Origin of the sequence: Roseibium sp. HPY-6 (assembly GCF_040530035.1) — a bacterium.
Classification (GTDB): Bacteria; Pseudomonadota; Alphaproteobacteria; order Rhizobiales; family Stappiaceae; genus Roseibium.
This window is the reverse complement of sequence record NZ_JBEWCD010000001.1, coordinates 347236-365819: the sequence shown is the minus strand read 5'-3', so window position 1 is coordinate 365819 and position 18584 is coordinate 347236. Positions and strand designations below refer to the sequence as shown.

20 protein-coding genes are annotated in these 18584 nt (G+C 56.2%); 7 read left to right on the top strand and 13 right to left on the bottom strand.

Going from position 1 to position 18584, the window contains the following annotated elements; translation table 11 throughout:
* Nucleotides 1–176: 176 nt before the first annotated feature.
* Both ABVF61_RS01805 and ABVF61_RS01800 read right to left on the bottom strand, forming a co-directional pair.
* Nucleotides 177–806 carry a PilZ domain-containing protein gene (locus ABVF61_RS01805; RefSeq protein WP_353991817.1) on the bottom strand — a complete coding sequence of 210 codons (630 nt, stop codon included), beginning with the start codon at nt 804–806 and terminating at the stop codon, nt 177–179.
* A 351-nt stretch (nt 807–1157) separates the two neighbouring features.
* Nucleotides 1158–1802 carry a PAS domain-containing protein gene (locus ABVF61_RS01800; RefSeq protein WP_353991816.1) on the bottom strand — a complete coding sequence of 215 codons (645 nt, stop codon included), beginning with the start codon at nt 1800–1802 and terminating at the stop codon, nt 1158–1160.
* A gap of 539 nt (nt 1803–2341) precedes the next feature.
* Between ABVF61_RS01800 and ABVF61_RS01795 the strand changes: the two genes are divergently transcribed.
* Together ABVF61_RS01795 and ABVF61_RS01790 are read left to right on the top strand one after the other, a co-directional pair.
* On the top strand, nt 2342–3127 hold the full coding sequence (locus ABVF61_RS01795) for a rhomboid family intramembrane serine protease (protein WP_353991815.1): 786 nt from the start codon (nt 2342–2344) through the stop codon (nt 3125–3127).
* A 111-nt stretch (nt 3128–3238) separates the two neighbouring features.
* Nucleotides 3239–3670: a CBS domain-containing protein gene (locus ABVF61_RS01790; protein ID WP_353991814.1), complete on the top strand. Its 432-nt coding sequence runs from the start codon at nt 3239–3241 to the stop codon at nt 3668–3670.
* 188 nt (nt 3671–3858) lie between these two features.
* Here ABVF61_RS01790 and ABVF61_RS01785 read toward each other — a convergent pair whose 3' ends face one another.
* The 10 genes from ABVF61_RS01785 to folE all read right to left on the bottom strand — a co-directional run bounded on the left by ABVF61_RS01785 (nt 3859) and on the right by folE (nt 11957).
* On the bottom strand, nt 3859–4125 hold the full coding sequence (locus ABVF61_RS01785) for a hypothetical protein (RefSeq protein ID WP_353991813.1): 267 nt from the start codon (nt 4123–4125) through the stop codon (nt 3859–3861).
* 68 nt (nt 4126–4193) lie between these two features.
* A complete protein-coding gene (locus ABVF61_RS01780) occupies nt 4194–4901 on the bottom strand; it encodes a NapC/NirT family cytochrome c (RefSeq protein ID WP_353991812.1) in 708 nt (235 codons plus the stop codon).
* Between the two features lie 31 nt (nt 4902–4932).
* Nucleotides 4933–5385: a nitrate reductase cytochrome c-type subunit gene (locus tag ABVF61_RS01775; protein ID WP_353991811.1), complete on the bottom strand. Its 453-nt coding sequence runs from the start codon at nt 5383–5385 to the stop codon at nt 4933–4935.
* A gap of 5 nt (nt 5386–5390) precedes the next feature.
* The gene (gene napH / locus ABVF61_RS01770) at nt 5391–6314 is read right to left on the bottom strand and encodes a quinol dehydrogenase ferredoxin subunit NapH (protein ID WP_353991810.1); all 924 of its coding nucleotides are present in this window, start codon (nt 6312–6314) and stop codon (nt 5391–5393) included.
* Complete coding sequence (gene napG / locus ABVF61_RS01765) at nt 6311–7123, bottom strand: ferredoxin-type protein NapG (RefSeq protein WP_353991809.1); 813 nt, start codon at nt 7121–7123, stop codon at nt 6311–6313. The genes napH and napG overlap by 4 nt, the downstream gene beginning before the upstream one ends.
* A gap of 24 nt (nt 7124–7147) precedes the next feature.
* Nucleotides 7148–9640 (bottom strand): nitrate reductase catalytic subunit NapA, encoded by a 2493-nt coding sequence (napA, locus tag ABVF61_RS01760; RefSeq protein ID WP_353991808.1) that lies wholly within the window; start codon nt 9638–9640, stop codon nt 7148–7150.
* Between the two features lie 3 nt (nt 9641–9643).
* A complete protein-coding gene (locus ABVF61_RS01755) occupies nt 9644–9928 on the bottom strand; it encodes a chaperone NapD (protein WP_353991807.1) in 285 nt (94 codons plus the stop codon).
* Nucleotides 9925–10446, bottom strand: a complete 522-nt coding sequence (gene napF, locus ABVF61_RS01750; protein ID WP_353991806.1) for a ferredoxin-type protein NapF — start codon at nt 10444–10446, stop codon at nt 9925–9927. Before napF ends, ABVF61_RS01755 begins: the two co-directional genes overlap by 4 nt.
* 374 nt (nt 10447–10820) lie before the next feature.
* Complete coding sequence (gene hisI / locus ABVF61_RS01745) at nt 10821–11276, bottom strand: phosphoribosyl-AMP cyclohydrolase (RefSeq protein ID WP_353991805.1); 456 nt, start codon at nt 11274–11276, stop codon at nt 10821–10823.
* A 45-nt stretch (nt 11277–11321) separates the two neighbouring features.
* Complete coding sequence (gene folE, locus ABVF61_RS01740) at nt 11322–11957, bottom strand: GTP cyclohydrolase I FolE (RefSeq protein WP_353991804.1); 636 nt, start codon at nt 11955–11957, stop codon at nt 11322–11324.
* Between the two features lie 287 nt (nt 11958–12244).
* Here folE and ABVF61_RS01735 point away from each other — a divergent pair, with 287 nt between their 5' ends.
* From ABVF61_RS01735 to ABVF61_RS01725, 3 genes are all read left to right on the top strand, one after another.
* A complete protein-coding gene (locus tag ABVF61_RS01735) occupies nt 12245–12697 on the top strand; it encodes an iron-sulfur cluster assembly scaffold protein (protein WP_353991803.1) in 453 nt (150 codons plus the stop codon).
* Between the two features lie 69 nt (nt 12698–12766).
* On the top strand, nt 12767–13078 hold the full coding sequence (gene yidD / locus ABVF61_RS01730; RefSeq protein ID WP_353991802.1) for a membrane protein insertion efficiency factor YidD: 312 nt from the start codon (nt 12767–12769) through the stop codon (nt 13076–13078).
* 99 nt (nt 13079–13177) lie between these two features.
* Entirely contained in the window at nt 13178–14959 is a 1782-nt protein-coding gene (locus ABVF61_RS01725) for a B12-binding domain-containing radical SAM protein (RefSeq protein ID WP_353991801.1), read from the top strand.
* Here ABVF61_RS01725 and ABVF61_RS01720 read toward each other — a convergent pair.
* Nucleotides 14954–15853, bottom strand: coding sequence for a DMT family transporter (locus ABVF61_RS01720; protein WP_353991800.1), 900 nt, complete (start codon nt 15851–15853; stop codon nt 14954–14956). The genes ABVF61_RS01725 and ABVF61_RS01720 overlap by 6 nt on opposite strands.
* 130 nt (nt 15854–15983) lie before the next feature.
* Here ABVF61_RS01720 and ABVF61_RS01715 point away from each other — a divergent pair, with 130 nt between their 5' ends.
* Both ABVF61_RS01715 and thrS read left to right on the top strand, forming a co-directional pair.
* Nucleotides 15984–16436: an Lrp/AsnC family transcriptional regulator gene (locus ABVF61_RS01715; protein ID WP_353991799.1), complete on the top strand. Its 453-nt coding sequence runs from the start codon at nt 15984–15986 to the stop codon at nt 16434–16436.
* A gap of 152 nt (nt 16437–16588) precedes the next feature.
* Nucleotides 16589–18559, top strand: coding sequence for a threonine--tRNA ligase (gene thrS / locus ABVF61_RS01710; protein WP_353991798.1), 1971 nt, complete (start codon nt 16589–16591; stop codon nt 18557–18559).
* Nucleotides 18560–18584: the final 25 nt, after the last annotated feature.

The window sequence follows — 18584 nt, the reverse complement described above, 5'->3', positions numbered from 1 at the left end:
GCTGTTGCTTACGGTCGTCTCTGGACCAAAGATTTGGTCAGACGACCGGCGACCTGATGCCGATGTCTCAGGAAACGCTGCCCACATGTTTTGTTCGCAAAGACTATTGTTTCGAGCAGTCGAAAGCACACTCTGCGAAAAGAGCGGGCGTGTGAGAATTTCAATTCGTGAAAGGTTTAGTCCGGAGCTGAAATGTGGTGTTCCAGAAGCTCGCGGTTCTGCACGGCAGCGAACTCAACCGCAATACCACCTTCGATGCGGCGAATGACGCGCGCTTGCATTTTTCCGAGCGTGATCGGGTCGCCCATTTCAGGTGTGCTGTCGGTTGCGATTGCGGCACCGGACAGTGACACGTCGATAATGCGGCAGACATGCTCCGAGCCATCAGGCAGGATCATCTTGGTCATTGGATTTTTCGGAACGAAACGGTCATGACGCCGGTCTTCCGGCAAGTTGAGTTCGTCCCTGTTGGCAAGCCAGGTCAGGACATTTGCGATCTTGTCGCGCTTGCGGGCCGTATTACGAAGCTCTACCGCAAAGCCACCGTCGATGACACGAGAGATGCGGCCTTCAACGCGGCTGAGATGATCAAGATAGGCAATCACACGTTCACCGACGCGCCCTTCAACAGGCGTAATCATGGCCATTCCGCCAGGTGACATGTCTATGATCTGGCAGGGGTATTCCCGTCTGTCTTCCAGCATGAAACGGCCAAGTATATCGACCTGAACACGCTGGTGCCGCCGGCGGTCCGTAACTTGAAGCGTTTTGCTTCCTTCTGGTGCTGTTGCCAATCCGGCGTCCATACCTGCTCTTCCAAACAGTGTGTCTCGCACCATTCTGGCCGAAACCGAATCCCCAAACGTCTCATACACACTTTAGGCAGCTGGGGTTAACGATGTGTAAGAATATGGAGATAAGCGTGCGTTTCGAGCTTAAAAACTTTGTTTGTCCTCCAGCATGACAGAGCAACTGCCTGGACGCGCTTAAATTGCTTTAGTCTTTTCCGCTACTTAAAGGGGTTGTTTCCGGCTTTGAACAAAAGACTTTTCTCAATCCGGCCAAGGAGAGGTGTCGAACAAAGAGAAAATCCGGAAAGTTCCGGATTTTCATGGATTTAACGGGTCAAGCGTGGCGAGAGCCACCAAGGTGCGGTGTCAGGACTTACCACCGCTATACACCGTCAAATGACCCACTTTGCGTTCCGCGCCCTGAGGCAACGGCGGAGCCGGCATGTTCATACCCTCTGCCGTAAACCGCGGTAAAATAGGATTAACGGCATTCTGCGTTTCGGTAAAGAAAGGGCGCTCGTCAGGCCAAACGAGACGCAGGCTGGTAATGGACTGATTCAGAATCGGATGCAGACCGATCCAGTACGGTTTTTCCATCGGGGTGCAGCTGCCCAGAATTCGAATGCGTCCTTCGCCAGGAACATTCAGAGGCACGAGCAGCATTTCCATATGCAAGACCTGGTCGCGTTCCGTGTGGCCGCTCACGCCGATAACTGCGGCGGCTGCGTCTTCCGTGATGGCTGCAACAAGGCTTTCCAATGCTTCACGATCCTTGGTGCTCCAGCCGCGCAGGAAGTTCCTGCCCTTCAGTTCTCTGCAATGGGCTGAGCACAGTCGCGTCCCGGCAAGCCGGTATCGAACGTCCTGAGGACCTTTGGTTTCCAATATGAAAGTGTCCCCCAGCAAACCGCGGATCTCGCTGGGATCCACTTCGCTACGGTTGGGGGCAGGACGGGCGCCGCGCAGGTTGTCCCAATAAGAATACAGAGTTTGCGTTACGCCATGTTTCATCTTGCTTCGCCTCATCGCCAAAATGCGCCCCGTGTGCCGTCTCAAGACAGGTGTTGTTTCAAAATGGGGCGTTCATCCAATTCTGTTTTTGTTTGAGCACTACTAAGCAGATGGCGTGCCAAGTGATTGAAGGTCTTGAGACAACCAATTGCGCCGGAGTGTTAGGGTTAATGGTGGCTGACGCTTGTCTGGCTGCGCGGTTGCTGGCAGTTTAACGATCTGTTCAGGGCGAAGTGGCTGTCCCCGGCCAGCTGAAGCGACACGCGTCAGATTGAAACGGGAGGGCGGCCAGGGGAGAACTCTTCAGCCTGCAAGGACACCAGATCATTTGCTCGAGGCGGACGTGTGGGGACGCGACCGGTAAGGGAAGAAAGGAGCGCTGGCGCGGAAACTGCCGGCGCTTTTTTCGTAAGCGGGTGCGAAGGTCCTCTGTGCTCTTTTCGTTCACTTAATTGACAGAAACGATGCCTTGCACACGCGGCCACCCTTGTTTTGTCGGTGATCTTGCTTAGAAGAAGGAAGAGAAAGGCCGAGATTCCATGAACGTTTATAAATTCGACGAAGAGCGAAGCCGGCGCGAGCAGGCCGAAAGGGAACAACAGCCGCGAAAACCCAGCGGCCCTCCAGCCCTGAACCTTCCGGACATCATTGTGTGGCTCGCCGGGATACTGATTGCCATCCATCTCGTGCGCATGTTCGTTCTTCCTGTTGCCTGGGACAATCTGGTCGTCGTGCTGTTTGCGTTCTGGCCCGTCAAATACTCCGTCTTGGCCAACATGTCCGCGATTGATCTGGCCTCAAGCCTTTGGGCGTTTGTCACTTATTCACTGCTCCATGGCGGTGCGACGCATATCATTTTCAATCTTCTCTGGATGGCGATCTTCGGCAGCGCTGTCGCACGCCGCTTTGGAGCAGGGCGATTTCTGATTTTTTCCGCCCTTTGTTCAGTTGGCGGCGCGCTTGCGCATCTGGCGACACATTGGGGAGAAACGGTTCCGATGGTGGGTGCATCTGCGGCTATTTCCGGACAGATGGCGGCTGCCATTCGTTTTGTGTTTGAGTTGGGCGGCCCGCTGGGAGCTTTCCGTCGCACCGATCGGGCAGCCTATTTCGTCCCGGCGCAGCCACTTGCCGATTGTTTCCGGAACCAGCAGGTGCTTGTCTTCGTCGCCGTATGGTTCGGGCTAAACCTGTTTTTCGGCATCATGAGCGGGCCGGCTGCCGGACAGCCGGCAAGCGTCGCATGGCAGGCGCACATTGGTGGATTTGTTGCAGGACTGGCGCTGTTTCCGTTCCTTGACCCGGTTCCTCAACGCAGATTTTAAAAACCAGTCGATCGGACGCACCGTTAATGGTTTGCGGGGTCGCATTTTTTTGCCAAGATGCCTAAGTCTAATACCTGCGGGTATTTCTGGCGCTTAGGGAGGTATTATCAGATGACCGTTGCCGCAATCCTGAGTGGGAAGGGCCACGAAACGATCACAGCAAGCAGTGAAACGCCACTGAGTGATATCTGCGAAACCTTGGCAAAGAACAAGATCGGTGCCGTTGTCGTATGTGCAGGTGACAAGTCCATCGAAGGGATCGTGTCTGAGCGTGATGTGGTCAGGGCCATTGGAACCCAGGGAACATCCTCTCTCAATTTGCCGGTTTCGAGTGTCATGACGAAAGAGGTCATGACCTGTGAAGAACACCACAGCGTAAACGAGGTCATGGCACGCATGACCCAGGGGCGTTTTCGTCACATGCCTGTTGTCAAAGACGGGAAACTGACCGGTGTGATTTCAATCGGAGATGTCGTGAAGCACAAGATTGCGCAAGTTGAGCTCGAAGCAGAGCAGATGCGCAATTACATCTCCATGACCTGACGCGCGACCTGGAAGGCCGGGTTGGACTGCAGATAACCAGCCCCGTTCACCTGGAGGCGGTGTTTTCGGCCCGGGCGACAAGCGTCGTCTGGGCGTTTTTATTTGTCCCACATTGCCGCAAACGGACGCTTGAGCCACCCGGTCGGTTTCGGACCGGATGCCCGTTGTTTTTCCGGCAGCGGATTTGCCTAGACAGTCGCTCCCTTGTGGCGGATGACGCACCCGAGGCTTGCAGCCAGTACACCGACGATGATGGCTATGGAAAGGTCGAACATGCGGACCTCCGCCATGTTGAAGCCAGCGAAGATGAAGGTTTCTGCGATGCCTACCAGGGCCCCCAAGATGCCCGCCAATATCCAATTCCGGGTCATCATACCAAGCGCCAGACCGAGAATCCCCGGAAGGCTCAGAACGTTTCCACCGATGGTTCCAAGTAGATCAAGAATCCCGAGCATATGATCGCCTTTTCTTTGACGGGGCAGCGTTTGGGTACCAGGGCGAGATGCCCCGGAAGGAGTGAAGGTCACTTTTCGGCAATGTCAGCGACATAGGACCGAATCGCAGCGACTTCGTTTGGCGGCTCAGCCGGTATCGCATTGCTTGCCTGCAGTTCTTCTATGACCTGGCGATAGCGCTCCTGATAACCGGGAGCCAGATCGTGCGCGATGCCCTGGTGGCAGTCGATGCACGTCATGTTGTTGTCGATCGCACGCTGGTGTTCTGAAGCCGCGCGTGTTTCCTGGATCGTGAAATCCATGTATTTGAAGTTGTGGCAATTACGGCATTCACGGCTGTCGGAGAGTTTCATCTTGCGCCAGACCACGGCCGCCATTTCGGACCGGTGAGCTTCATATTTCTCAGGCGTACTGATCGTGCCGGCAATCTCGTGATAAACGTCCTTCACCGCCATGATCTTGGCTTTGAGCTTATGCTGCCACTCATGCGGGACGTGGCAATCGGAGCAGATCGCGCGCACACCGGAATGGTTCGAATAGTGAATGGTTGTTCGATATTCCGCCAGATTTGTCTCCATGGTGTGGCAGCTGGTGCAAAATTCTTCCGTGTTGGTAAGTTCCAAAGTCCAGTGGAAACCACCCCAAAACAGGATTCCTCCGAGGAATCCGGCGATCAAAACGAAGCCGGCGCTCAGCACGGCGGTTGGGGTCCAGAACCAGTTCCAGGCACGGCGAATCGGATTGCCCCGCTTCCCGTTTTCGGAGTTTTCAGACATGTTTGAAGGCTCCTTCTAGCGGTCTTTCGCGTCAGCGGGAATTGATGGGGGAGGAGGGTTTAAACTGGTTGTCGACCAGAGCGGGAACGTCAGCCTGCGAGACGTGGCACTGTGTACAGAAATATCGTGTCCCGGCGATGCGATCGAGCTCGTTACCCTCGCGGTCCAGATAGTGGGTCATAGACAGCGTTGGCGCGCCGCGTTCACCAGCATTTGTCCAGTCGTGGCAGGTCAAACACTGATTGGTGCGGATATCGATCTGGTACTGAGAAATCGAGTGCGGAATAAGCGGTGGTTGCTGCCGATAGTTCCGCTGCATACGTCCTTCTTTGCCTTCCCATTTAAAATCGGGCCCGAGCCTGTTCAGCTCGTCGACCGGATCGGAGCGCATGGCCTTGACTTCCTGCTGCTGGGCAATGCCGAGCCCACCGATGCCCATGACAATGGCGAGAGCGGCGATACCCGCGAGAACCGGCTTCTTCATCGAGGTCACTCCTTGTGCATCATATTTGCAGCGCTCTGTTCAGGCGCAGATTTCAGTGGCGGTTCAACGACGCTTTGGTCGAACCGGTGTGTGAAGGTGAAAACGTTCTGGGCGCAGACATCGATGCAGGCACCGCAGTTGGTACAGTCGCCCGCAAGAATGATCGGCGAGCTGCCCGGTGCGCCTTTCAGCGCGGGCGAAATTACCTGCATTTCCGGGCAGACTGCATAACAGTCCATGCAATTGTCGCATGCCGAGCGCTTCGCAGCGCTCACCCTCAGGAATGCGGTCTTTCCTATGAACCCGTAGAATGCTCCAACGGGACAGAGGTGGCCGCACCATCCCCGCCGGGAAACGAAGAGGTCAAAGAGAAAGACGGCGGCCACGATGATCCATGCAGTTCCCAGTCCGAAAACAAGAGCGCGATGCACCATGGTTATGGGGTTGACGGTTTCCCAGGCGATCGTTCCCGTGCCAAACGAGACCGCCAGTACAGTTGCGAGCACCCATAGTCTTGCGGAGCGTTTGGGTTGCCAGCCTTTGGGAAGGTCGAAGCGGCGATGAAGCCAGTGGGCGGCATCCGTAACCGGATTAATAGGGCAAACCCAGGAGCAATAGACCCGGCCACCGACAAGCAGGTACACGGCGAGCACGATCAAGGCTCCTGTCAGCGCAACGGCGGACGGCCAATGACCTGCAAAAACGCTTTGAAGTGCCACGAACGGATCGGTCAAAGGCAGAACATCGAGTGTCAGGGAACCGGCAAGTGTGCCCTTCACGATCCACAAGCCAAACAGAGGGCCTGTCAGAAAAAGCATAAGGAAGAACAGCTGGCTCGCTCTTCTGAGCAACAGATAGCGTCTCGATCCGAGCCAGCCCTTTGTTTCCAGGGCTTCGAAGCCGACGGGGGCATGTGTGTTGGCACTCATTGCCCGCTCCCCGGTATTTTGAAGGACGGTTCGAAGCCACCCGGCGCTGCAAGATTGTCCGTTCCCGGGCCAGGCAGGCGGTCGGGCAGGTCGATCAAGCCGTCAACAAGGGGTGCTCCGTGCTTTTCCTTTTCTTCCCAGCCGCGGCGGTAATGATCGGCGGACGCTCCACGGGCAAGACGGACAGGCAATACCTTGATGGCGGATTCCGGCAGGACACAGCTCTTTTCGCACAGTCCGCATCCGGTGCAGTGATCAGCATGGACCGTCGGTGCGAAAATGGCGTGATGGCCGGACCTCTTGTCGTGCGAGGCCTCCAGCGTTATCGCCTTGTCGATCGACGGGCAGACGCGGTAGCAGACGTCGCAGCGCAGTCCGTCGAAGTTCAGGCAGTTTTCCTGGTCCACCAGGACAGCGGTGCCCATACGAGCATCGTCAATGTCGTCCAATGAAGGATCGAGCGCCCCAGTGGGGCAAGCTGCAACACAAGGGATGTCATCGCACATTTCACAGGGGACATCGCGCGCCGTGAAATAGGGTGTTCCGGTTGCCGGTCCGTCGGCTCCCAGATCAGCGAGCTTCAGCGTGTCGAATGGGCAATCGCGGACGCACAATCCGCAGCGGATGCAGGCGCTCAGGAAATCGTCTTCCGCAAGCGCACCGGGCGGGCGCAAGGCGTCCGCCGGCAACGCCCGCGCATCGCGTGCCACATAAGCAAGCCCGAGCCCCGCGACCGCACACCCGCCTGCCATGCGGGCCGTGTCGGTCAGGAACCGGCGTCTTGATTGTGTGAGCTGTGGCATTGCCATGGCACGTTTCCCCGGAAAGAGCGCTTAAGCGCGCTCCACCTTGCAGGCGCATTTCTTGAAGTCGGTTTCCTTGGACAGCGGACATGTTGCGTCCAGTGTCAGCTTGTTTGTCAGCTGGCCCTCGTCGAACCACGGCATGAACACCAGTCCTTCCGGGACCTTGTTGCGGCCCCGGGTTGCCAGCTTGCTGCGCACCTGGCCGCGGCGCGTGGACACCATGATTTCCTGTCCGTTTCGCAAGCCGCGTGCTTCGGCGTCTACCGGATGCATGTAAACGACCGCAAGCGGGAAGGAGCGATGCAATTCAGGAACACGCCGCGTCATGGATCCGGAATGCCAGTGTTCGAGAACACGACCCGTGCAGAACCAGAGATCATATTCCTCGTCCGGCGACTCTGCGGCCTCTTCATACGGGGCGAAGATTATCTTGGCCTTGCCATCTTTGTGGCCATAGAAGCGGACTTCTTCTCCCTCAGGGACATAAGGGTCGTAGCCCTCGCGGAACCGATAGAGCGTTTCTTTGCCATCAACGACCGGCCAGCGTAGGCCGCGGGCCTGGTGATAGATGTCGAACGGCGCAAGGTCGTGCGCGTGGCCGCGCCCGAACTCCGCATATTCCTCAAAGAGTCCTTTTTGCACGTAGTAGCCAAAATGCTCGGCATCGTCGTTGTGGAAGCCTTCGGCCGTCTCGCTCAGCGGGAACTTGTCGACCTGCCCATTGGCAAACAGCACGTCGTACATCGTCTTGCCGCGATGCTCCGGCATCTTGGCGAGCAGCTCTTCACCCCAGACTTCTTCCACCTTGAAGCGTTTGGAGAATTCCATCACCTGCCAGAGGTCGGACTTAGCTTCTCCGGGAGCCTGAACCTGCTGGCGCCAGAACTGGGTGCGGCGCTCTGCATTTCCATATGCGCCTTCCTTTTCAACCCACATGGCTGTTGGAAGGATCAGGTCGGCTGAAACTGCCGTCACGGTGGGGTAGGGATCTGAGACGGTGATGAAATTCTCAGGATTGCGATACCCGGGATAGCCTTCTTCGTTCATGTTGGGGGCAGCTTGCATGTTGTTGTTACACTGCACCCAATAGGCGTTCAGCTCTCCGTCTTTCAGCTTCCGGTGCTGCAGCACCGCGTGAAAACCGGGTTTCGGCGGGATTGTACCCGCGGGGATCTTCCAGGCTTCCTCGCAAATCCTGCGGTGTTCATCATTGGCAACAACCATGTCGGCCGGGAGCCGGTGGGCAAAGGTGCCGACCTCGCGGGCGGTGCCGCAAGCTGAAGGCTGGCCCGTCAGTGAGAAGGGTGAATTTCCCGGTTCGGAAATCTTGCCGGTCAGAAGATGCACATTGTAGCAAAGCGAATTGACCCAGGAGCCACGGGTGTGCTGGTTAAAGCCCATCGTCCATAGGCTCATGACCTTGCGATCTGGGTCTGCGTACTGTTCTGCAAGCCGTTCCAGTTGCTCAGCGGGAACTCCTGAGAGTTCCGACGCCTTGTCGACGCTATATTCGGCAACCGAGGCCGCGTATTCGTCGAAACTGATCGGCTCCAGTTTGCCGGAGTCCGGATTGGCAGCGGCTTCCTGGAGCGGGTTCTCCGGGCGCAGCCCGTAGCCTATATCAGTGGCGGTTTTCGTGATGTTCACGTGCTTGGCCATGAAGTCTTCGTTCACGCGGCCAGTCGTGATGATGTGGTTGGCGATGTAGTTCAGAATTGCCAGATCTGTCTGCGGTTTGAAGACGATCGCATTGTCGGCAAGCTCGAAGGAGCGGTGCTCGAAAGTGGACAGGACATGTACCTGCGCACCGGGCTTCGTCAGACGTGTATCGGTAAGCCTTGACCAGAGGATCGGGTGCATCTCCGCCATGTTCGAGCCCCAAAGCACGAACGTGTCGGCATGTTCGAAATCATCATAACACCCCATCGGCTCGTCGATACCGAAGGTGCGCATGAAACCGACGACTGCCGAGGCCATGCAGTGGCGAGCATTCGGGTCGATGTTGTTGGAACGGAAGCCGGCCTTCATCAGTTTTGCGGCCGCGTAACCTTCCCAAATCGTCCACTGGCCCGAGCCGAACATACCAACGCTTGTCGGGCCCTTTGCCTTAAGCGCCGCCTTCCATTTCTCGGCCATCACGTCGAAGGCTTCATCCCAGCTGACCGGTTCAAACTCGCCGTTCTTGTCGTAGACACCGTTTGATTTGCGTAAAAGAGGCTGCGTCAGGCGGTCAGCGCCATACATGATCTTGGAAAGAAAGTAGCCCTTGATGCAATTCAGGCCGCGATTGACCGGAGCATCGGGGTCACCTTGTGTGGCAACGACGCGTCCCTCCTTGGTTCCAACGAGCACCGAGCAACCCGTTCCACAGAACCGGCAGGCTGCCTTGTCCCATCTGATGCCGGTCGGCAGCACCTGCCCTTGGGCAGGCCCGCTGCCGACGGTAAGACCTGCTGCGGATGCCGTTGCAGCGGCTGCTGTGGCCTTCAGGAAGGTCCTGCGGGATTCAGAGATTGTCATGGCTTAGTCTCCGACTTGGCTCGATTTGGCATGATTTGCAGCGGTGTCGCTGACCGTAAGATCTTCGAAATGATGGTAGGTGAGGGTGACCGAGATGACGCCGGGGATCTGGTGCAGCTCCATGATCAATTCCGACGCGACTTTTTCAGGCGTGTCCTCGACGACAACGACAAGACGGCCATCCTCTCCGTCTGCGTGAATTTCCACCCCGTTCAGCGAATTGATCTGGTCCCGGACGGTGTCGACCGAGTGATTGGATGCATGGACGAGGCAGCCGCAAATGTTCATGTCGGGCCTCCTTCCTGATCCAGTTGAATCTTTTCGAAACTCACCGCGTCTGCTGGACAGGCATATGAGCATGCGCCGCAGCCGGTACATTGACCAAAGTCAAGAACGGGTTCCGACCTGCCGCCGACCGTCAAACGAAACCGGATCGTGCGTGGTTCGCAAACGTCTTCACACGCCCGGCAGGTTATCCCCTGGCGGGACAGGCAAGCGTTTGAAATGACTGCTTTCCAGGGCCAAACGAGGTCGATGGACGGATCGAGCGCGCCCGTTGGGCATATATCTGCACAGGCGCCGCAAAATGTGCAGGCCCCGTGGGAAAAGTCCAAAACGGGACCCTGATCACCGGCGGAGACAATGATCTTTTCCGGACACGCCCTAACGCAGTCGTTACAGCCGGTGCAAAGCTCTGAAAAACTATTCTCAGCCGCCCAAGGCGGACGTATCCCGTCTACCTTTGGTTCAGTGGACAGTTTTAAGAAAGCGCGCCGGCTTACCGAGATTTCGGTTTTGTCCGGCATGGCATCAGAACGGCCGACGGCCGTTTGAGCGCTGAAGTGAACCGTGAACGGCTGTCAGATTTGCAAACCGAGCCGGTCGACCTTCAAATGCAGATGCCGCACGCTGCCATGCAAGTGCGGTCCGTTTGTTCCGGCAAATATGGTCGCTGTCTTCTGCCATAACCTCTCCCTCAGTATGGACAGAAACAGAGAGCTGTTATGTTTTTGTGCTCTCAATGCGAGCTTAGGCCGTCACATACCCGGCAGGGTATAAGGAATACTACGTAAAGTGCGCTCCGATTGGTCTCGGTTCGCCATTAAGGCATTGATTAATCTACTTTTCTCAAAGTTTTGGAAATTCGGCAAAGGCCGGATTCCGATAAACGCTGTGAGCCTCAGCTCTTGCCGTAAACCTCTGCGGGATCATAGACCTTTTCGGCCTCGACGCGTTCAAGAGACGCCGACCCGTCCTTGGAACTGACGACCTTGCGGAAAAAACAGGAACGATAGCCGACATGACACGTTGCGCCGTTGCCGGCAACGCTGACTTTGAGCACAATGGCGTCCTGATCACAGTCGGTGAGAATCTCATGAACGCTCTGCACCTGACCGGATGTTTCGCCTTTCTTCCAGAAACTCTGGCGGGAGCGACTCCAGTACCAGGCTTCGCCCGTCTCAATCGTTCGTTTCAGAGCTTCTTCGTTCATGTAACCGACCATCAGCACTTCGCCTGATTTGATATCGGTCACGACCGCGACAATCAGACCGTCGCGATCGAATTTCGGCATCAGGAATGAACCGTTTTCAACGGCATCCTTGTCACCGCGTTCCTTGAACGGAGAGTTGCACATGTAGGGTGGTCCTAGCTTTACTTTGGTAAGCAAGGACCCGAGGGGTTAGAGGCCCTTGCCGCGTACCATGGACATGAACTTGGCCTGTTCGGCCGGATCGTCCTGGAATACGCCCGTGAATTGTGTGGTGATCGTTGAAACACCCGGTTTTTGCACGCCACGCATGGTCATGCACTGATGCTCTGCCTCGATCATCACTGCCAAGCCTCGCGGAGCGAGCGCATCGTCAATGACCGATGCGACTTGCGCCGTCAAGTTTTCCTGTGTCTGCAGCCGCTTTGCGTAAATATCGACAACACGGGCGAGCTTCGACAGACCAACGACGCCTTCTGCAGGATAGTAAGCGATATGTGCTTCGCCGATAAAGGGCAGCATGTGGTGTTCACAATGGGAATGGAACGGAATACCGCGCACCAGCACGATGTCCTGGTAACCGCCAACATCCTCGAAAGTTCTTTCCAGATGTTCGGCGGGATCTTCGAAGTAGCCGCCGTAAAGCTGGCTTATTGCTTTGACGACTCGTTTCGGAGTGTCCAGCAGACCTTCCCGGTCGGGATCGTCACCGGTCCATGCAAGGATGGTGCGCACAGCTGCTTCGGCTTCCTCGCGACTCGGCCGATGCAACTGGTCAGGGGTTTTTCTTTCAAATCTTTTTTCAATCGGCTTGAGGACAGCGTCCATCGGGATCCTCGCAAATTTACCCTTGTCACTCGTCATACGGCGCCCGTTGTTGCACAGATCATGAAGTCCTCGCTTGAAGGCCGGGGACCTTTATCATACTCCACACAAAATGCGAACGCACAGTTTCTGAGCGGGTTGAGCCAGCTGCAGGCACACTTGTGTTGCCTACGAATACCGGCTGCGACCACTCTGCCCCTTGCGAAATTGCCGTGGCGTCTGATCTATATATATGAAAGCAAAGCGCCATCAATGTGTCGCGCATCACAGGCTTTCACGAAGAGGCGAGAATGCTTGACGACATCTACAATGCAAAGATCCTCGAGTTTGCAGGAAACATTCCGCGAATCGGCCGTCTTGAGCAACCTGACGCAACGGCGAAGGCGCATTCCAAGCTCTGCGGTTCGACTGTGCTTGTTGACATCCGCGTGAAGGATGGTGTGGTGACTGACTTCGCCCATGACGTAAAAGCCTGCGCTCTGGGGCAAGCTTCATCGTCAATTATGGCGAAAAATGTGGTCGGTGCGAGTGCCGAAGAGCTACGTGGCGTCCAGCAAACCATGCGGGCGATGCTGAAAGAGGGCGGTGATCCGCCGTCCGGGCGCTTCGAGGATCTGAAGTTTCTGGAGCCGGTGCGCGAGTACAAGGCCCGTCATGCCTCCACGCTGCTGACGTTTGATGCTGTTGTCGATGCGCTGGACCAAATCGACGCCAAGGCAAAAGAAGACGGTGCCGCGGCCTGAGCCGAACCGAGCAATCAAGCCCATTCCATGTGTCAGTGTCAGGATACCGCTTCTCGCCAAAAGGCCCGCTTGTCCGTTGCGGGGCATGCGGCAATCGGTCTCATCTGGCTTTACAGGCATTCGCTGTCTCTTTTCATGGGACGCGGCTGCCGCTACGCGCCGACCTGTTCCGATTACACTGAACAAGCGATCCGACGGTTCGGTTTCTGGGCCGGTGGCTGGATCGGTCTGGCACGCATCTTGAGATGCAATCCATGGGGGGCATCCGGCTATGATCCGGTGCCGGACGCATTGCCGGAACAATCAGTATGGTTCATGCCCTGGCGCTATGGTCGCTGGACCGGACACCATATTCCCAAGGAGCACAGGTTGGATGAATAAGAGCGTCGCCGCGTAAATCCCAGTGCGTACCAATAAGTCGTTGACCTTAAGTAAGCTGGATGCAACGCTCTTTCCCTGGCTTAAGGGCAGGGGACGGATATGGACGCGCGTGACTTCCACTTCGTAATGATCAAGCCGACTCACTATGATGATGACGGTTATCCGATCCAGTGGCTGCGTTCCGCCATTCCTTCCAACACGCTGGCCAGCCTCAACGGCCTTGCCGAGGCTGCGCGGAACCGCAATGCGCTGGGGGATAATGTCCGGATCCATCTTCACACATATGACGAAACCAACAAGCGCGTTCATCCGGAAAAAATAGCCAGAGAGATCCGCAGGCGTGGCGGCAAGGCAATGATCGCCCTGGTCGGCGTTCAGTCCAACCAGTTTCCGCGCGCCACAGACCTTGCCCGCAAGTTTATGGCACAAGGCCTGCAGACGGCGATTGGCGGGTTCCACGTCTCCGGCTGCATCTCGATGCTGGATGAAATGCCGGCCGAGATGGTCGAACTACAGGGCGAGGGTGTCAGTTACTTCGCAGGCGAAGCTGAGGACCGCCGCCTCGACCAGGTGTTTCGGGATGCATGGGCGGAGGATCTGAAGCCGCTCTACAACTTCATGTCAGACCTGCCGTCGCTGGAAGGCGAGCCCACACCCATTTTGCCCTCGAAGCATATTCAGTTTACCGCCGGTTCGCATTCCAGCTTCGATCTTGGGCGTGGTTGTCCGTTTCAGTGCTCCTTCTGCACCATCATCAATGTTCAGGGCCGCAAGAGCCGGTTCCGATCAGCCGACGATCTCGAACAGATCATTCGAGACAACTATGAGCAGGGCATCAACAGGTTCTTCATTACCGACGACAATTTCGCACGCAACAGGGAATGGGAACCGCTGTTCGACCGGCTGATTAAGCTGCGCGAAGAGGAAAAGTTCGACATCAAGTTCATCATCCAGGTGGACACGCTCTGCCACCGGATCGAAAATTTCATTGAAAAGGCGACCAGGGCCGGCGTCAATCGGGTCTTCATCGGTCTTGAGAACATCAATCCGGACAACCTGCTGGCAGCCAAAAAGCGGCAAAACAAGATCACCGAATACCGGGAGATGCTGCAGAAATGGCGTGCCCATGGTGCAACGACCTATGCCGGCTACATCATCGGATTTCCTGGTGATACAAAAGAAGCGGTCCTGCGTGATGTGGAGATCATCAAGAACGAACTGCCGCTCGATCTCCTGGAGTTTTTCTATCTGACACCGCTGCCGGGCTCGGAAGACCATAAGGTGCTTCTGTCCAAAGGTATCTGGATGGATCCGGATCTCAACAAATATGATCTCAACCACCGGGTTTCGCATCATCCCAAAATGACTGACAGCGAATGGGAAGAAGCCTATCAGGAGGCCTGGGAAAGCTATTATTCGGATGCGCATATCGAAACGGTTCTCAGGCGTGCAGCCGCACACAAGAAAGGACGCCCGGGCAACAAGCTGTTCCTGATGATGTGGTTCAAGCTCATGGTTCAGTGTGAAGGCGTTCATCCGCTGGAGGGCGGATACTTCCGGCTGAAATTCCGCAAGGACCGCCGCAGCGGGCTGCCGATTGAGAGCGCGCTCTCCTTCTATCCGCGCTACATCTGGGAAGTCGTCGCAAAGCACTGGGCTTATGTGTCGTCGACCTGGCGTGTTTACCGGATCTACCGGAAGGTCAAGGCGTCGCCCGACCGTCACAGCTATTCGGATATTGCCATCAAGGAGATTGAAAAGGATAGCGAGGAAGCGCTCGCCATGATCCAGGAAACCCGTGGAGGCGTCGAGGCCGTGGCGAAGACGGCCCGCGATGCGTCGATCGTAAAGGCGGCCAAGAAGAGAGCGGTTGCCTCATAGAGCGCCGCCAGTCGTTTGTTTTCTTCCCGGTAACCGCCAGCCGAACGTCATACCCATGGCGGCCGTGATGATTGCGGCTGCGCCCAAAAGCTGAATCACTTGCAGTGCATGACCGAAGGCGATGTAGTCCACGAAAATGGCAACGACCGGATAGATGAATGAAAAGGCTCCCTGAAGATAGGTCGGCAGCTTCTGAACCGCGCCATACATCAGGATATACATCAAGCCCGTGTGAACCGCCCCCAGGGTGATCAGTGCACCCCATGCGGTGCTGTTGTCCGGGAGTGCTGACCAGCTGACGAAGGGCGCGAGCATGAGGATGCCGACACAAACCTGTATGAGCGCGATCAGTTCCGGCGGGGTTCCCGAGAGCTTTTTCGTCAGAAGCGCGGCAATCGCCCAAAAAAAGGCGGCGCTCAGGGCGAGCAGAATACCGAAGGCGTAGTTCATTCCACCGGCTTCTTGGCCATCCGGCTTCGCCTGCACAATCATGACAACGCCCAAAAACGCGATCGCGAGCCACGATATTTTGGAGGCCGAAATGCGTTCACCGAGAAACAGGGCGCCAAACCCGACGAGAATAAAGGGCTGCGTGTTGTAGACTGCTGTTGCAACGCCTATCGACGCTTCTTTGTAGGCACTGAACAGCATCGCCCAGTTCACAACGATGGCGACGCCACCAAGCGCGGCAAGAGCAAGTTGGTGCAACGTTAACTGGCAGGATAACACACCCTTGACCGCGCAAATCAACAAAAGCGCGAACGCGCCAAAGGCGCAGCGCCAGAACACGACATCTATTGCTGTTTCTCCAGACAGCACGACAAAAAAACCGATAGTGCCGAGAATGGTCATGGCGGCGCTCATTTCCGCCGCACCGCGAAGTGTGTTGTCCATGTCTGTCTCGCTCTTTTTGTTGGTTCGGCAATCGTGACAAACTGGAGGAGCGCATTCCATGCGGTAAATTAGGAGGCAATTGCAAAATGTTTCATTATTTTAAGTGAAACACCTTTATTGAGTTGAGAAAATGAAGCTGGACGAAGCAGACGCTAAAATAATTCAAGCGTTGATCATGGACGGGCGCATGTCCCTGAAGGATCTTGCCGCAACGGTCGGATTATCCTCACCAGGTGTATCGGAACGGATCCGGCGGTTGCAGGAACGGGGCGTGATTTTGGGGTTTTCCGCCGAGGTTGATCCCAAGGCGCTTGGCTATAGCCTGCAGGCGATTGTCCGGATACGCCCCTTGCCCGGCAAACTCCATATCGTGCGGCAACTCATCCAGGACATTCCGGAATTCTGCGAGTGCGACAAGGTCACCGGCGATGACTGCTTTATAGCGCGTCTCGCCGTGCCGTCGATCGAGCAGCTGGACGATATTCTCGACAAGATTGCCGACAAGGCGGAAACGAGTACATCGATTGTCAAATCACAGCCGATCCGGCGCCGTCTGCCACCACTTGTTTCGCAGGTGAGTTAAAGCCTGCAGATGCTCGGACTTATGTGTTCGGCGACACGGCCGCCGGTCCACAAAGGGTTGCCGTTTGGCGCTGAATACCCTATCAGCATGCGGTCCATTTTCCATCGAACAGCTTACCTGCCTTGTCTGCAGGAGTGAGCAGGAGACATAAGATGATCCAACTGACTTTTCCCGACAATTCCGTGCGCGAGTATGAGGCCGGCACCACTGGTCTGGCCGTTGCCGAAGGCATTTCCAAGTCGCTTGCCAAAAAAGCCGTTGCGATGGCTCTCGACGGCGAACTGCGGGATCTTTCCGACGCTATTTCCGACAATCATGCCATTGAGATCGTGACTCGTGACGACCCGCGGGCGCTTGAGCTGATCCGCCATGACGCCGCTCACGTGATGGCCGAAGCTGTGCAGGAATTGTGGCCCGGCACCCAGGTGACGATCGGCCCGGTGATCGAGAACGGGTTTTACTACGATTTCAAGCGCGTGCATCCGGATACCGGTGCGGATTGGCCTTTTCATCCCGACGACCTTCCGGTCATCGAGAAAAAGATGCGCGAAATCATTTCGCGCGGTGCCCAGTTCACAAAGGAGATCTGGTCTCGCGAGGAAGCAAAAACCTATTTCGCGGCGAAAGGCGAGGACTACAAGGTCGAACTCGTCGATGCGATACCGGAAGATCAGGAGCTCAAGATATACAAACAGGGCCAGTGGCTGGATCTTTGCCGAGGTCCTCACATGGTCTCCACGCGCCAGATTGGCGACGCCTTCAAGCTTATGAAGGTGGCTGGCGCCTATTGGCGCGGTGACGCCAACAACGAAATGTTGAGCCGCATTTATGCGACCGCCTGGCACAATGAAAAAGAGCTCAAGGGCTACCTTCATATGCTGGAGGAAGCAGAAAAGCGCGACCACCGCAAACTCGGACGCGAGATGGATCTTTTCCACTTTCAGGAAGAAGGCCCGGGCGTCGTATTCTGGCATCCAAAGGGCTGGGACATGTTCCAGAACCTCATTGCCTACAAACGCCGCGTTTTGAAGGACGACTACAAGGAAGTGAATGCGCCTCAGGTTCTGCATACCTCGCTCTGGGAGACCTCCGGTCACTGGACCTGGTACAAGGAGAACATGTTCTCCGTGCAATGTGCCGATCCCGAAGCTGAAGATGATCGCGTTTATGCCCTGAAGCCGATGAATTGTCCCGGTCACGTTCAGATTTTCAAACACGGCTTGAAAAGCTATCGCGACCTGCCGATGCGTCTTGCGGAATTTGGGGTCGTCCATCGCTATGAACCTTCCGGAGCGTTGCACGGCCTCATGCGCGTCCGCGGCTTCACGCAGGACGATGCACACGTCTTCTGTACGGAAGAGCAGCTCGCCGAAGAGTGCCTGAAAATCAATGACCTCATTCTGTCGGTCTACAAGGATTTCGGCTTTGACGAGGTGGTGGTCAAGCTCTCGACCCGCCCGGAAAAACGCGTTGGTACCGACGAGATGTGGGACCATGCGGAAGCGGTGATGGATAAGGTTCTGAAACAGATCGAAGCCCAGTCTGAAGGTCGTGTCAAAACCGATATTCTTCCGGGTGAAGGGGCGTTTTACGGGCCAAAATTCGAATACACGCTTCGCGATGCCATCGGGCGGGAATGGCAGTGTGGAACGACCCAGGTCGATTTCGCCTTGCCGGAACGCTTTGGGGCGTTCTACGTCGACAACAACGGCGAGAAGAAAACGCCCGTCATGGTTCACCGGGCAATCTGCGGCTCCATGGAGCGGTTCCTCGGGATCCTGATCGAAAACTTTGCCGGTCATTTTCCCCTGTGGTTCGCACCGCTGCAGATCGTCGTGGCAACGATCACTTCCGAAGCTGACGAATACGGTCAGGAAGTTGCTGACCTGCTGAAAGCGAACGGTCTGAAAGTTGAAACGGATTTCCGGAACGAGAAGATCAACTACAAGGTTCGCGAACATTCCCTTGCCAAGGTTCCTGTGATCATTGTGTGTGGAATGCGCGAAGCAGAAGAGCGAACTGTCAATGTCCGCCGGCTTGGCTCGAAAGACCAAAGGTCCTTGGGCCTGGAGGAGGCCATGACGGCATTCGTCAGCGAGGCGACACCTCCGGACTTGAAATAAATGAAGAAGACCCGAAATACGGGGA